This is a genomic window from Cytobacillus firmus NBRC 15306 (assembly GCF_001591465.1).
Taxonomy (GTDB): Bacteria; Bacillota; Bacilli; order Bacillales; family Cytobacillaceae; genus Cytobacillus; species Cytobacillus firmus.
In genome coordinates this window covers 1-15,283 of the sequence record NZ_BCUY01000088.1, presented here as the reverse complement: position 1 = coordinate 15,283, position 15,283 = coordinate 1, and the positions used below count along the sequence as shown (strand labels likewise).

Annotated in this window: 17 protein-coding genes; 1 reads left to right on the top strand and 16 read right to left on the bottom strand. The window is 41.4% G+C overall.

The genetic code is table 11. The features are described from left to right. Positions 1-189: 189 nt before the first annotated feature. The 8 genes from spoIVA to BFI01S_RS18300 form a co-directional block, all read right to left on the bottom strand. Positions 190-1,668: a stage IV sporulation protein A gene (spoIVA, locus tag BFI01S_RS18335; RefSeq protein ID WP_061793892.1), complete on the bottom strand. Its 1,479-nt coding sequence runs from the start codon at positions 1,666-1,668 to the stop codon at positions 190-192. A 349-nt stretch (positions 1,669-2,017) separates the two neighbouring features. Beyond that, positions 2,018-2,731, bottom strand: coding sequence for a YphF family lipoprotein (locus tag BFI01S_RS18330; protein ID WP_061793891.1), 714 nt, complete (start codon positions 2,729-2,731; stop codon positions 2,018-2,020). 25 nt (positions 2,732-2,756) lie between these two features. After that, positions 2,757-2,960 (bottom strand): DUF2768 domain-containing protein, encoded by a 204-nt coding sequence (locus BFI01S_RS18325; protein WP_061793890.1) that lies wholly within the window; start codon positions 2,958-2,960, stop codon positions 2,757-2,759. 244 nt (positions 2,961-3,204) lie between these two features. Next, complete coding sequence (locus tag BFI01S_RS18320; protein ID WP_172581965.1) at positions 3,205-4,266, bottom strand: NAD(P)H-dependent glycerol-3-phosphate dehydrogenase; 1,062 nt, start codon at positions 4,264-4,266, stop codon at positions 3,205-3,207. Positions 4,267-4,363: 97 nt separating this feature from the next. Then, a complete protein-coding gene (gene der, locus BFI01S_RS18315) occupies positions 4,364-5,674 on the bottom strand; it encodes a ribosome biogenesis GTPase Der (protein ID WP_061793889.1) in 1,311 nt (436 codons plus the stop codon). A gap of 238 nt (positions 5,675-5,912) precedes the next feature. Next, a complete protein-coding gene (locus tag BFI01S_RS18310; protein ID WP_048008161.1) occupies positions 5,913-6,098 on the bottom strand; it encodes a capping complex subunit for YIEGIA in 186 nt (61 codons plus the stop codon). Between the two features lie 3 nt (positions 6,099-6,101). Beyond that, positions 6,102-6,989, bottom strand: coding sequence for a YIEGIA family protein (locus BFI01S_RS18305; RefSeq protein WP_061793888.1), 888 nt, complete (start codon positions 6,987-6,989; stop codon positions 6,102-6,104). Next, positions 6,986-7,594, bottom strand: a complete 609-nt coding sequence (locus BFI01S_RS18300) for a YphA family membrane protein (RefSeq protein WP_061793887.1) — start codon at positions 7,592-7,594, stop codon at positions 6,986-6,988. The genes BFI01S_RS18305 and BFI01S_RS18300 overlap by 4 nt, the downstream gene beginning before the upstream one ends. Positions 7,595-7,741: 147 nt before the next feature. On the opposite strand from BFI01S_RS18300, the gene BFI01S_RS22660 reads away from it, so the two are divergent. Next, a complete protein-coding gene (locus BFI01S_RS22660; protein ID WP_082138921.1) occupies positions 7,742-7,885 on the top strand; it encodes a YpzI family protein in 144 nt (47 codons plus the stop codon). A gap of 70 nt (positions 7,886-7,955) precedes the next feature. Here BFI01S_RS22660 and fni read toward each other — a convergent pair whose 3' ends face one another. The 8 genes from fni to sleB all read right to left on the bottom strand — a co-directional run bounded on the left by fni (position 7,956) and on the right by sleB (position 15,112). Next, positions 7,956-9,017: a type 2 isopentenyl-diphosphate Delta-isomerase gene (fni, locus tag BFI01S_RS18295; RefSeq protein WP_061793886.1), complete on the bottom strand. Its 1,062-nt coding sequence runs from the start codon at positions 9,015-9,017 to the stop codon at positions 7,956-7,958. Between the two features lie 12 nt (positions 9,018-9,029). After that, positions 9,030-10,169, bottom strand: a complete 1,140-nt coding sequence (rpsA, locus tag BFI01S_RS18290; protein WP_061793885.1) for a 30S ribosomal protein S1 — start codon at positions 10,167-10,169, stop codon at positions 9,030-9,032. 253 nt (positions 10,170-10,422) lie between these two features. After that, complete coding sequence (locus tag BFI01S_RS18285; protein WP_061793884.1) at positions 10,423-11,004, bottom strand: lysophospholipid acyltransferase family protein; 582 nt, start codon at positions 11,002-11,004, stop codon at positions 10,423-10,425. Beyond that, entirely contained in the window at positions 11,001-11,681 is a 681-nt protein-coding gene (gene cmk, locus BFI01S_RS18280; protein WP_061793883.1) for a (d)CMP kinase, read from the bottom strand. Before cmk ends, BFI01S_RS18285 begins: the two co-directional genes overlap by 4 nt. A 163-nt stretch (positions 11,682-11,844) precedes the next feature. Then, complete coding sequence (locus tag BFI01S_RS18275) at positions 11,845-12,030, bottom strand: YpfB family protein (protein WP_373682879.1); 186 nt, start codon at positions 12,028-12,030, stop codon at positions 11,845-11,847. Between the two features lie 87 nt (positions 12,031-12,117). After that, a complete protein-coding gene (locus BFI01S_RS18270) occupies positions 12,118-12,777 on the bottom strand; it encodes a flagellar brake protein (protein ID WP_061793882.1) in 660 nt (219 codons plus the stop codon). Positions 12,778-12,912: 135 nt separating this feature from the next. Continuing rightward, on the bottom strand, positions 12,913-14,262 hold the full coding sequence (ypeB, locus tag BFI01S_RS18265) for a germination protein YpeB (protein ID WP_061793881.1): 1,350 nt from the start codon (positions 14,260-14,262) through the stop codon (positions 12,913-12,915). Between the two features lie 13 nt (positions 14,263-14,275). Beyond that, a complete protein-coding gene (sleB, locus tag BFI01S_RS18260; protein WP_061793880.1) occupies positions 14,276-15,112 on the bottom strand; it encodes a spore cortex-lytic enzyme in 837 nt (278 codons plus the stop codon). Between the last annotated feature and the right edge of the window lie 171 nt (positions 15,113-15,283).

Below are 15,283 nucleotides of genomic sequence, written 5' to 3'. Positions count from 1 at the left end.
GTTTTTCTCCTCCTGTGTCCGAAGATGGCCCTGGTTCTGACTCGGGGCACTGGATTTCCTCCTTTTGTGTCCGAAGTTGCCACTGGTTCTGACTCGGGGCACTGGATTTTCCCCTGCTGTGTCTGAAGGTGACCCGGATTCCGACTCATTTCGCCGGCAATAAAAAAAAGACTCCAAAAGGAGCCTTCATTAAAGGATTATCGCAATTAATCCGCCAGAGCCTTCGTTGATGATTCTTTCTAAAGTCTCTTTGAGTTTATATCTTGCATTTTCAGGCATCAGGGACAATTTTGCCTGAATTCCTTCTCTTACAATAGAGCTGAGGCTGCGTCCAAAAATGTCGGAGTTCCAGATTGAAAGCGGATCGTCTTCAAAGTCCTGCATCAGGTAGCGGACGAGTTCTTCGCTTTGCTTTTCTGTTCCGATGATAGGAGAGAATTCAGATTCCACATCTACTTTTATCATATGAATGGATGGAGCAACGGCTTTAAGCCTTACACCAAAGCGTGATCCATGGCGTGTAATTTCCGGTTCATCGAGGCTCATATCAGCCAGCGAAGGAGCAGCAATGCCGTAGCCGGTTTGCTTTACCATTCTCAATGCATCGGAAATTTGGTCATACTCAGCTTTAGCATGAGCAAATTCCTGCATTAGCTCAAGCAAGTGGTCTTTTCCGCGGATTTCAACACCAACTATCTCTTTCAGGACCTCATCATAAAGATCGTCCGGAGCATATAAGTCAATTTCGGCTACACCCTGCCCCATTTCAATTCCAGCAAGGCCTGCCCGGTCAATGAATTCAAAGTCGCTGAATTGATGGACCACACGGTCAACATCTCTCAGTCTCTTTATATCCTTAACCGTTTCTTTGACTGCTTCCTGATAGCTTTCACGAAGCCAGTGATCTTCATGCAGCACCATCACCCAGCTCGGAAGATTCACATTGACTTCCAGTACCGGGAACTCGTAAAGAGCTTCGCGCATAACATTTAATACATCCGATTCCCTCATGCCCTCTACACTCATGGCCAGGACAGGGATATCATATTTTTCAGCGAGATCATTTCTAAGGGCATCCGTATTTGGGTGGTGAGGCTGGACGCTGTTAATGATCATGATAAACGGCTTGCCGACTTCTTTTAATTCCTCAATAACTCTTTCTTCTGCCTCAATATAGTTTGCACGCGGAATTTCTCCAATCGTACCATCGGTTGTTATGACAACTCCGATTGTCGAATGCTCCTGAATCACCTTTCTTGTTCCTATCTCGGCAGCTTCATGAAAAGGAATCGGCTCTTCATACCAAGGTGTATTGATCATTCTCGGGCCGTTTTCGTCTTCATACCCCTTCGCTCCCGGCACTGTATATCCCACACAGTCCACAAGCCTGATATTTACATCCAGCCCTTCTGCTACATGAACTGTAGCAGCCTGGTTAGGAACAAATTTCGGTTCTGTGGTCATAATTGTCTTGCCTGCAGCACTTTGCGGAAGCTCATCCTGTGTGCGGGCACGTTCTGCTTCGTTCTTCATATTTGGCAGTACAACCAATTCCATAAACTTTTTTATAAATGTAGATTTGCCGGTACGAACTGCGCCAACTACTCCAAAATATATATCGCCGCCAGTTCTTTCGGCAATATCTTTAAAAATATCAACCTTTTCCAAGTGATCCCCTCCTGAAATCTTGAGTTAATGGGATAATATTATCCTATCTATTATGTTTGGACATTATATGTGTATGATGTTGTCCTACATTGTTATGACAGTTTTTTTCTTTTTTACCCCCCTATATGGAAAGTGCACTGCACCTGTCAGTCCAGCTGGAAATCCCCAACCCTATGACAGTCTGAAATGGACAGCAGGCCATTCCAAATTTCCTTTTTTATTTACAAACTCCCCTGCTCCTTTATTTCTTTGCCTTTATGCTTTTAGTCATTAGTTGAAGAGTGGTTATAAAAGTATATAAAAAAATAACCCTTCTCCTACAATATATTTTGCAGGAGAAGGGTTATGACTATTTCACCAAAAAGATTGGATCATTTGTGCCGGGATCAATTGTATAAGGCAGTGAATAGGCGGGAACAAAATCAGAATCTTCCACAAGAATATTTCTAATATCCTTTCCAGGTTCAGGTTTGTTTTCCTTATTCTTCAATGCCTGATACAAATCAACGCGATAATCTACATATACTTCTGCATTGCCGGTAACGACATATGGAAGGCTCTGGCCGCTATACGGACTGAGGGCTTTTGGCTCTTCCTTAAATCCTAATTTTTTAAAATCCATTGTAAAAACATTTTCAGCAATTTGCTCTTTATATGGCGGGAATCCATGTGCCTTAACCCTCAGGTTAATATCCCTGATTGTTTCAGCAATTCTCAAATCAAAAATTTTCACTTTCGGATCTGTTTCTGCGTCAACAATCACATATTGAAAAACTCCGCCGGATTCAAAGGCATTTCCAGGCGGTTCAGCCATGTATTCCGGAGCAATTTTCTTAAAGTCAATTGGATATTTTTGATAGATAGGGGTTGTCTGGCCCTTGGTTTTAATTGGCAGGAGACCTCCATTTGCTTCCTTATATTGGTCCACTGCAGACTGGACAGACTGAATCTGATCCTTATAGGCAATCTGGTTTTGAGATAATTTTTCTTCAGGATACATACAGCCTGTCAGAATCAAAGCACCGCTTAGTAAAAGCAAAAACATGTTAAAAGCTTTTTTCATGTAATCAACCCTTTATGTAAAAGTGCTAGCTGCTTGTCGGACCGCTGAACACGACAATCACTATAATAATTCCGCTTATTATCATTAATAAGTAGGCAACTATAGCTGTTATAGCCCTAAAAACTCCAGCTTTCAGCTTGTAGCGGCTAAGATAAATTAATATTATAGATAAAAACATAAATCCCATAGAAGCAAGGGATATCCACATTTTCATTAAAGCCGGCGACATACAAAATCAACTCCCTTTTCCGAAAAGTATTATAACATATTAAAGGGATAAATCTAAAAGCTTTTCATCACGAAAAAAATGAAGACAAAAAAACTGAGGCAAAGAAGGGGCAATTCTTTACCTCAGCCATTTGACTAAATAACCCAGCACCCTGTTCATTACACTAGTTTGCTTCGTTGCATTGTATGCAGGAACCTGCTGTCTCGCATCATCTAATGCCTATATTTTAAAAATTATATAGATATCAGCACTTTTTATTCCCGCTTTGATCTTCCAAAACGTTCGCAAGGTCTTCCATCTCATGTGTTTTTCCTCTTGCCATCAGAAGATCAACAGCATCCTTCGCATTAACATTATTAAAAAGGACATCATACAGAACAGTGGTAATTGGCATTTTCACGTCATATTTTTGAGCAAGCTGATACGCTGCTTTTGTTGTTCTGACACCCTCTACGACCATGCCCATATTAACCAGGACTTCCTGCAGATTATGTCCCTTGCCAAGAAGGTTTCCTGCTCTCCAATTGCGTGAATGGACAGAAGTACATGTAACGATCAAATCCCCGATTCCTGCTAATCCTGAGAAAGTAAGCGGGCTTGCCCCCATCTTCATCCCAAGACGGGCAATTTCAGCAAGACCTCTCGTTATAAGGGCTGCCTTTGCATTGTCTCCATAACCTAAGCCATCTGTAATTCCGGCAGCAAGGGCAATGATATTTTTTAAAGCACCGCCAATTTCCACTCCAATGATATCAGGGTTGGTGTATACTCTGAAATTGTTATTGATAAACAAATCCTGAATTTTTTCGGCAGCGTCCATATTTTTTGATGATACCGTAACAGTTGTCGGATGTCTGAGACTAACTTCTTCTGCATGGCTTGGGCCAGATAGCACAACTACACTGTGCAGAAGGTCTCCGGGCATTTCCTCTTCAATCATTTCAGAAATCCTGAGAAGTGAATCAGGCTCAATTCCTTTACTTACGTGTACAATGGTTAGGGGCTCTTTTCTAATTCCTTTGATCTTCCCCATCACTTCACGAATGGCCTTTGTAGGCACTGCCAAAATCAAAGTGTCTGTCCCGTTTAAAGCGTCTTCAAGCGATGTGTATCCTTTGATTTCTGCAGGCAGCTGTATCCCTGATAAATATTTTTGATTAGTATGGTGCTTATTAATTTCCTCTATCTGATCAGGATTATGGCCCCAAAGTCTGACATCATGCCCATTATCTGCAAGCACCATCGCCAGGGCAGTACCCCAGCTGCCGGCACCAGCTACAGCTACGCTTTCTTTTTTCCGCTCCATTTGATCACTGCCTTTTAATGTATTTGGATGCATCAAGAATTCATCAGATTTCTGCCGGCCAGGCACATAATAAAGCTATCCGGCCGGAGTCATCGCATCATTTTCTTTCCCTTGCAAATATCTTAATAGGTGTGCCTTCAAACCCAAAAGCGTCCCTGATTCTGTTTTCCAGGAACCGTTCATATGAAAAATGAAGAAGTTCAGGATCATTGACAAACACAACAAATGTCGGCGGCTTTACGGCAACCTGTGTGGTGTAATAAATTCTGAGGCGTCTTCCTTTATCTGTTGGTGTCGGATTCATCGCAACAGCATCCATGACAACATCATTCAAGACGCTTGTTTCAACACGCAAAGAATGATTTTCACTGGCTGTGTTAATCATTGGGATAAGTGTATGAATACGCTTTTTCGTTTTGGCAGAAAGGAAAACAACAGGTGCATAATCCAGGAATTGAAAATGCTCACGAATATTTTGTTCAAATGCCTTCATTGTTCTCTCATCTTTTTCAACTGCATCCCACTTATTGACAACGATAACAACAGCTCTGCCTGCTTCATGAGCATAACCGGCAATGCGCTTGTCCTGTTCAATGATTCCTTCTTCCCCATCAATGACCACCAGGACAACATCGGAACGTTCAATTGCCCTCAAAGCTCTTAGTACACTATATTTTTCTGTTGTTTCATAAACTTTCCCTTTTTTTCGCATACCCGCAGTATCGATGATGACATATTCCTGTCCATCCACTTTGACCTTTGAGTCGATTGCATCTCTTGTGGTGCCTGCGATATTACTGACAATAACCCGTTCTTCGCCAAGCATTGCGTTTACAAGAGAGGATTTCCCGACATTCGGGCGCCCAATTAATGAAAACTTAATGACATCTTCTCCATATTCACTTTGGCCATGTTTCGGGAAATGCTTGGCAGCTTCATCAAGCAAGTCTCCAAGACCAAGACCATGGGAACCTGAAATCGGAAATGGCTCACCAAAGCCAAGTGCATAAAAGTCATAAATCAAATCCCGCATCTCAGGGTTATCAATTTTATTCACACCCAGAACTACAGGCTTTTTGGCTTTATATAATATTTTTGCAACTTCCTCATCTGCGCTTGTGACACCCTCTCTTCCGTTTACAAGAAAAATAATGACATCTGCTTCATCTATCGCAATTTCTGCCTGAAGGCGAATTTGCTCTAAAAATGGCTCGTCCCCAATATCAATTCCGCCTGTATCAATAATATTAAAATCATGCGTCAGCCATTCTGCAGAACTATAAATTCTGTCCCTGGTCACTCCCGGAATATCTTCGACAATTGATATCCGTTCTCCTACAATTCTGTTAAATATCGTTGATTTTCCAACGTTAGGACGCCCGACAATAGCCACCACTGGTTTTGCCATGAACATCACCCTTTCAATTCTTTATTTAAATTGTTTAAACATCCCATCTATGTTCCAGAAATGCCTTTACCTTGAGTAAGCATGCAGATAGCTGTCCACAATAACACTGCATTGATGTTAAAACCATCCAAACCGCTTTACATTTATAAAATAAACCCTTCTCAAAGATAGAAGGGTCTAACTTAGATATTTTAACAAAGAGAAACCTTCACGGCAATGAAAAACTTGGAAACGTCCCTTAATGCTTAACAATTACATATAGTTCTTCTGTTAAGGCATGGGCAATTCCGTCTAGAATTGCTTCAAGATTGGCTGCGATGATTTCCATTTCTTTTTTATCTTCACAATGGAAAACGGCAGTTCCTGAAGGTATCTTGGATGGATTTGTTGTAATTGCAGCCAGTATGTATTTTTCAAGCACCATAAGCTAACTTCCTTTCCCATTCGTTTGCCGTTCAGAAGGCATCCTAATCGCATTTTCGAGTGTCGGGACCGCTTCGATGACTTTTAGAGCTTTATTAATATCCTTTTCCTGCGGCAATACAAATACCCCAACACGCCCATCATCCAGATCCCTTTTCGCCAGCGGAACAAGCGCAGGAGTCCCGGAATCCCTGTAAACACCCAAAGCAGTAGAAACATCATGCAATATAGCCTGCCTTTGTCCCAGATTGGCAATAGTGGATCGGGCATTGAAATTTTTGGGATTTAAAATAAAACCCATCCCATATCGGAGCACTTCCTCTTGTCTTTCGGGCAAGCCTATATTCATAATGTAAATATTGTCCACATAAAGGCCCGCTCCATCAAAACGCGGTTCCACAAACTCAACATCAACAATATCCTTCAGCCTTCCACCTGACATTAATTTCGTGGAAATCAGAATGGCAAGAACGGCTGCTGCAAGCCCTCCCCATATATTAAACAGCAGATAGCCTAACGTACTAAGCAATGATGTGAATATTACAAGATAATTCCTGCTTTCAAAGGCTATTGCTACACCTTCTATATATGTTTTGCCTCTCGGAACCATTTCATAGCTATCCAGTTCAGTAAGTGTGTTTCTCTCCATATTTCTGACTTCTCTAAACTGGGATGCAGCAAGAGTCAAAAAGGTGATGGCTGTGAAGTCTTCCTCCATAATTGAAGGAATAGCCACCGTTCCAAGGCCAGCAGCAATGAATCCCAGTGCAACGTGTATAATTTTTCCATGCAAATATGTAGGGTATTGCCGGTAATCAGTCCGAAGCATATAAATACGGGTCAAGGTTCCAGCTGCCAGACCAAAAAGTATCGGGTACGTATATTCACTCATGATAATTTTTGTTTCTCCCTTTCAAAATGTTTAAAGTTGGCTTCTATATATTTGACCGCCCAATGCACTGCAATCCATAAAGCCGATATGGATATTGAAATGGCCATGATATCCAGAAACGCCAATGAACCAATCGTATACGGAAAGGAAAATGGTTTAAGGATAATTGCATACAGAACTTCTCCCTGGATGCCCCCGAGTAATATTAACGGCAGTCTGAGCATTCTGTTTTTTTGCAGGAGTACAGCCAGATAAACCAGAAGGACTGAGAGCATCCATTTACGGGAGAGTATCACCCAAACAGGATCAAACAGTTCAAAAAGGTGAAATGTGACATAGGCCATCATAAGGATGAATGTGCAAAAAAGGAAATAAAGTTTGCTCAGTTTTTTTAGTCTCCCGGCAAAAATATATAGGGATACAAGCAGAAAAAGGCCAGCAATACCAGTTTCAAAATTGAAGATATTAAGTGTCCAGGGTGACAGCATAATGAAGAGTAATATCCAGGCAGACAATAAAAACCTGAATTTATTAGTTCGATCCATAAAGAAAGTCGCCATAATCCAAACCATCCAGGAAATCCAATAGAAAATTAATCCTTCCATCCTCTACCTCCTATCATTTCCATTATGGCTACTTCGTATGTAAATTAACCCTGCAAGTTCAAAAGCATTATGCCAATGGAATCCCAGATGTCTTTTTGTATAATTCTCTTGCGGTCACTTCATCTTAATAACATGGAGGTGTTTAATATGGGAAAAGACAGGCAGGAAAAAAAGCTGAAGAACAGCGGAAAAGTCGAATCCGATCGCGACCAGGCACTCCATTATCCTGGAGCTTCCAAGATGCAGAGTCCCGAAGAAGCCAGATCTCTGAATGATTCGAAATACAGTTAAGAAAAGCTGCTGTGCCTTGCTATGCACTGCAGCCAGAATGAAAAAAATAGCTCTCGTCAAATGACTAGAGCTATTTTTTGATGGTCCTCCTGGAATATGCTTTTGTATCAATGCCGCGTTCATTCAGCCAATGATGGGTCCTTCCAGATATGATAATAGGAGACTGCTGGAGTCCGGCAATGCTTTCTGCCCCCAAGGCAGTCATGATCATCTTCAATTCAGAATGAATATTGTTAATCTCTTCAGTAAGTGCCTCAAGTCCTTCTTTCATTAGAACCTTTAAAAAGAATCCAGCCATACCAGCAGCCCCTGCACCAAGAGCAATTGCCTTTGCTATTTCATGGCTTGTCCGGATGCCGCCGGAAGCAATGACATCAATGCCTGCTTCCAAAGATGCAGCTTCTGCAATGGAGACAGCTGTCGGGATTCCCCACTCATCGAAAAACGATAACAGTCTATCTCTTCTTGCATTTTCAATGCGGGAGAAATTTGTTCCGCCGAATCCGCCGATATCAATTGCTGTAACGCCGGCTGAAGCAAGCATTGAAGCTGTTTCTTTATTTATGCCAAACCCGACTTCCTTTACTACTACTGGAACTCCGGAATGGGAGACGATATTTTCAATTCTTTTTAATGCACCGCGAAAATCCCGGTCCCCTTCCGGCATGGTCAATTCCTGGACAGCATTTAAGTGAATTTGCAGTGCATCTGCTTCAATCATATCAACTGCTGCTTTTGCCTGATCGATTGTAGCTTCGCTTCCTAAGTTGCCAAAAATAATTCCTCGGGGGTTTTCTTTCCTGACAACCCTGTAGGATTCTGCTTCACTTGGATCCTTGAGTGCAGACATCTGAGACCCTACTGCCATAGCAAGGCCTGTTGATTTGGCAGCCAGGGCGAGATCCCGGTTAATTTGAACCGTTCTTTCTCCTCCGCCTCCTGTCATGGCATTTATAAAAATTGGCGAACTTAATGAAAGTTCGCCAATTGAAGTGCCTAAATCTGCCTGATCAAGAAACGCATCAGGAAGGCTTTGATGTAGAAAAACAATATCCGCTAAACCGGTATTGCTGCTTTGGCCTGTTGCTAAAGCATGCTGGATATGATCCCATTTACGTTTTGATCTGGACACAATTTATCACCATTACTTTTTTAAATTCTTCAGCTGGTCGCCAATCATATCACCAAGCGAGAAGCCTTTAGTTTCTTCAGGAAGTTCATAGTCAGTCACTTCTTCCTGGTCTTTTTCAAGAAGATCTTTTATGCTCAATGACAGGCGCTGATCCTGTTCGTTCACATCAAGAACCTTCACCTTCACTTCCTGTCCTTCGCTTAGAACTTCATGAGGAGTTCCGATATGCTTATGCGCAATTTGAGAAATATGGACAAGGCCTTCAACACCAGGGAACACTTCAACGAATGCTCCGTAGGAAACAAGTCTTCTTACAGTTCCATCAAGAGTGCTGCCTTTAGGAGCCTTCTCGCTGATATTATCCCATGGTCCAGGCAGAGTCTCCTTAATGGATAGAGAAATGCGTTCATTGTCACGGTCAACGCTTAATACTTTCACTTTCACCTTTTGGCCTTCCTCGACAACATCTGAAGGCTTTTCCACATGCTCATAGGATAGCTGGGAAATATGGACAAGTCCATCGATTCCGCCGATATCAACAAATGCTCCAAAGTCAGTAATTCTTTGAACTGTTCCATCCAGAACCTGACCTGCCTGAAGGGACTCCAGCACTTGATGTTTCTGCTTGCCTTTTTCTTCCTCTATTACAGCACGATGGGAAAGAATCAGGCGATTTTTATCTTTATCAAGCTCAACAATTTTAAATGTCATCGTTTTGCCTTTATAATCAGTAAAATCTTCAACAAAATGAGCCTCAACCAGGGAAGCAGGAACAAATCCGCGAACACCAAGATCTACTACTAAACCGCCTTTAACTACATCTTTTATTTCTGCTTCAAAAACTTCACCCTCATTGAATTTCTTTTCGAGTGTTTCCCATGATTTACCGGCATCAACTTTACGTTTTGAAAGAATAAGAGCATCTTCCTCGACTTTTAAAACCTCAAGCTCGAGTTCATCTCCTTCTGATACCGCATCGCCAGCTTTTTCAATATGCAGGCTTGAAAGCTCGCTGATTGGGATAATTCCATCCAGTTTGCTGTCAGCAAGGTCAACAATGACTTGCTTTTCTTCAACCTTGGTAACTTGGCCTTTTACCTTGTCACCCACCTCAAAATTTTTAACTTCTACTTGATTCATTTCCTCTGACATATGTATTCCTCCTTAATCCAATGGCTGCTTTCAAATTTTTAATCTGTATTCAACTGCCTGCCATCCAGGCAAGAACCCTGTGTCAGCAGCAGAAATACTCGAATGGCTAATTATTTGCAGGCTGTTTTTCAACTGTTTCTGATTATGAAATTGTTCAGTAAGGACAGCCTTATTTTTCGAATATTTTCGCCTTTTAAAAAAATGCCTTTTTACTAACTTCTTACAAAAGAAGTTTTTTGTCAAGCAAGAAGGTTTATGAGTAATCTTCAATTAATTTACGGATCTCAGACATAATCTTATCGGTGGTTTCCTCCGCCGAAGCCTTTCTTTCTCTTAGCTCTTTCATATCAATTGGTTTCCCGTAAACAACTTTTAACTTTGAAAAAGCTTTATAAGGACCAATAATGGCGCAGGGAACGACATGCGCTTCCGACCTGAGAGCAAAAAAACCTGCTCCGGCAAGCCCTTTTCCCAGCTGTCCCGTTTTACTCCTAGTACCCTCCGGAAACAGCCCTAAAACATTTCCTTCTTTTAAAATTCCAAGCCCTTTTCTTAATGCTTCCCTGTCACTCATTCCTCTTTTGACAGGAAAAGCGTTTAAATGGGGAACAATTTTCCCGAGGACCGGAACATTAAAAAGCTCCTCTTTGGCCATAAAATATACTGGCCTTGGAGCATTTATGCCGACTACGGGAGGATCCAGATTATCTATATGATTGGAGCATAGAAGAACTCCGCCTTCTGCTGGAATGTTCTCCTTTCCGATTACTTCAAATCTGTAAATGGGTTTTAGTACTCCATAGACTGCCGCTTTGGCAAAAGCGTAGAGATTCACTTAGAACCAATCCTTTCAATAGCCAGATCCATTATTCTGTCGACTACCTGCCCAATTGACAAAGATGTGGTATCAATCTCCTTTGCATCTGCCGCTTTTCTTAATGGAGCTATTTCACGTTCAGAGTCCAGCTTGTCCCTATGGGAGATTTCCTCCTTCAGCTTGCCCAGGTCAGATGAATATCCCTTTTGGATATTTTCGTTATGCCGCCTTATAGCTCTTTCATCGACAGAGGCCAGAAGGAAAATTTTCACTTCTGCATGGGGCAGGACATGGGTTCCGATATCCCGGCCATCCATTACCACTCCTCCATTTAAAGCAAAGCTTTGCTGGCGCGAAACCATTTCTTCCCTAACCTGCTTATGCATGGAAACAACAGAAACAGAATTTGTCACTTCGGAAGTCCTGATTTCATTTGTCACATCCTGGCCGTCCATATAAATTAATTGCCCTTTTTCGCCTGGCTGCAGTTCAATAACTGTATTGTTTAATATCTCTATAAGAGAAGCTTCATCTTCAAGGTTTGCATTTTTCTGAATCGCTTTATAAGTCAAGGCGCGATACATGGCACCAGTATCAATATATATGTAAGATAATTTTTCTGCCACGATCTTTGCTACTGTACTTTTCCCTGCAGCAGCAGGGCCGTCAATTGCAATTGATATACGTTTACTCATAGTTCCTCCTGTAACCCTGGCCGCTTTTCCCCCAGGTTCATTCCGCTTTATTTTAACATAATAAGTCTGCCTCAGTGCATAAATAAGCTGTTTTTTAAGTCTTGCAAATTTTTAAAAATAGTCCTAAAAAATTCACCACAAAAAATAAGCAGGCGCCTGCCTGCTAATTATTTTTCCTGAAAGTTTCAAGCAGCTCAGTAAAATTCTGATCTGTGACACCTTCATACTGTGTCAGCTGCTTTAATTCCGGAAAAGCATCCATATGATGAAAGAAAAATTGAGTGATCAGCAGGAAAACAAATTGCAAAATTATTAACTTAAGAATAATTCTCTCCACCGTTTTCATCATTGCCATCTCTCCAACTGGAAATATAAAATTAAGCCAATAGACTTCATCATCTATTATGAGAGAGATATATATAAATTATTCCTTTATTCATCTTTCCAGGCCTTTTTTCTTCATGGCCAATTGCCTGTCGAAACAAAAGCGCAGAAGCAATTGCCTGTCCAGCGGGGTTATATCTATGAATTGTACAGAAATATGCGATATACCATTTCTTGGTTCAGATACTCTTATTACTTTACTTTTAAGCTTCAAATAATAATTTACACCGTTTTGCATGGCTAAAACGAAATAAGTAAGTATTTGCATATTGGCTTTTAAGGAATTGTCCATCTTAGCGATGATTGCAGCCCCGCCTGCACTTATATCGTCCGTAACGGACACAAAAGGAGAAAACTCATTATTTTCCGCATGGATTGCAACATCAACCGGTGTTTCAACCCGGACAAACTGCCGCCTTTGAATTTTCACTAAATGTTCATCCCCGGGATACGATAAAATCATCATCGGGATATTTTGCTTAACTCTTCCAAGAACCTCGCTTTCGAAAAGGTATACTGTTCCATCATCAGCCAAAAAGGTAGCCTTCAGCTGAGTACCATCGACCAGGAATGCAGTTTTATTCGTTTCCTGATTTATTGGATAATCAATATATAAGTTATTTCCTTCTCTTTCGGCAAGCTTGCATTTATACTTCTCAGGTTTTTCAGAGTACGTCAATTCTAGCATCAATGCTTCACCAATATTTATCACATTTCTACACTTCCCCATAATAAAAGGATAATCTTGTCATTTAATTATGAACGCTATATAAGAATCCTGCAATACCATTTTTATTTTGCTTAGGCATAAAGACCTAAAAAAAAAAGAAAGCCTGTCCGGCTTTCTCTACACTACATCTTCAAATACTGGTTCTGCATTCTTAAGCTTTTCTACTTTTTCTTCCTGTCCTGTTTCTGCATTTATATAAATCCTGTAGGTATCTTCACCCAATGTGCCCAGAAATTCATAACAGGAAACTTCCTGATTCAAATCGTTAATGATTATTGCACGCCTGTCTTCCATGACTTTCAGCTGCGGATTCACCTTGGATCTTGCCTCTTCTGCAGTAATCGCAGGCTCAGGAATTTCTCGCCGGTGATGAGATTTTAAATAATCCTCGGCAGAAAAAGCTGTCATCCTGCCATTGTCAAGCGCAATTTTCACACGAATGGAGTCCGGATAAATTCTTACACCATCCTGATTGGACACGAAGGTGAAAACACCTAAATTGTCATATTGGGCACTCTCGAATAAATCCAAGTCTTTAAAGCCATTGTCCTTTAGAAATTCAACCGCATTATTGCTTGCTTCATTAAGGCTTACTTTTTGTTTTGCCACTTTCCGATCCAGGATAAACCAGATTGGGTAACCGCCTTTTTTGGTAATATCCATGTTTGCTTCTTCATTTGTTTTCTTGTTTTGGATACTCACACTGAAAAACCCGTAGTCCGATCCCTTGCCGTTTTCCGTTACTCTGATATTCACATTCTTTCCCAGACCTGCATAATGCTGACCAATACGTGCAGCTTCTTTTTCTGTTATTTCTTTGCCCTTCAGATATTTGTAGTTTTCATCCTTTTTCTGCATATTTACAAATGCAGGCCCAAAGTCTGTCTCTCCATAGCCTTCAACTGTTTTTTCCACTGTTTTGAAGCCATCTATGATTGTATTATCTGCAGGCTCTTTATTGGAAGCGAGAGCCATTTCCACATCCATCCATCTTAAGTTCTTTTCAAGCACCATGTGCTGTACTTTACGTAAATCCTGCTGAACATCCGCAGATTGCTTATAAAGCTGTTTGAGCGTTTGGTATTCCTTTTCCGATAATGGTTCCTTCTCTAAATCTCTTACTGCCGTCCGATAACTGAAATCTCCGATATTGGATAGAAACTCTTCGGTTTTATTGAACGGAAGAAGTGTGAGAGGCAGCTGGCCCACATCCGAGTGGGCTTCTGATGTCAATCTCCATACTTCTGCCAATTCAGGTGATAGTGAAGCTCTCGAATTCATCGCTAAAGTTGTTCCGATTTTGTCATGCAACAGGTCGACTTGATAAGTTAAATCATGAAATGCCCTTTGATAATTATTTTCAGCATTAATGAGGATTGCATTTTTCTCCCGGTGTTCCTGATAACCCCAAAACGCTGTACCGGCAACACCCAGCGCAAGTACTCCTATAAGAATTCCTCTAAGCATGATATTCACCCCTCTATTTACAGAATATATGTTTTCCAATCCGCTTGATCTGCGGCCGTGTCCAAATCCATCCGCTTGTAGCGGTATCCGGATTAAAGTAATACAGTGCCTCTCCTGTCGGGTCCCATCCATTAATCGCATCAAGGACTGCTTTTTTTGCCGTATCATTCGGTGTTAGCCATATCTGTCCATCGGCTACGGCAGTAAAAGCACGAGGCTCAAAAATGACACCAGAAACAGTGTTTGGGAATGAGGCACTATTTACGCGGTTTAAAATGACTGCAGCAACTGCCACCTGCCCTGTATACGGTTCCCCTCTTGATTCTCCATAGACCGCATTGGCCATTAGCTGGATATCATTTTCCGAGAATCCATTAGGGACATTTGAAGCAGAAGGCTGTTTGGGAGCTTCCTGCTGCTGTGCCGTTCCTCTTGTGGACCCTTGCTGAGGCTTAGTCTGCTTGTCAGTTTCCACCCCGCCGTAATGGGTAAATTTATTGCCCTTATTAATTTGTTCTTTCACATATTGTTCATTATATTTAGATGCTTTCGCGAGCTTGTTTTTTGTTTCCTGGCCTGCAAGCCCGTCAATGGGAAGTCCAAATTCATATTGAAAGTTCCTTAGTGCCCAATAGGTTCCCCATCCAAAGACTCCATCGATCTTCCCGTTGTAAAAGCCTAAATACTGCAGACGGGATTGGAGTTCGATAACATCGTCACCTACAGCCCCGTGCTGAATCACCTGATTTGAAAAGGCATTGGCTTTTTCCATATTCCCGCTCAATGGAATTCCCAGAACACAAAGGGAGATTATGAGCAGAACCTTTCCCGCCATAAATTTCTTTTTCATGGATTATAACCTCCAAAAGTCAATCTTTTATCATTGACCCTATTATTTGTAGTCCCTGGCTTTTTATTCAATAACTGAGTCAATTTATTAAGGCTGCCGGCAAATAAAGTGAAACTTCAATCAGTGGGGGTTTTCCTTATCCCCCACTGATTGTTAGTTGAACCAAACGGG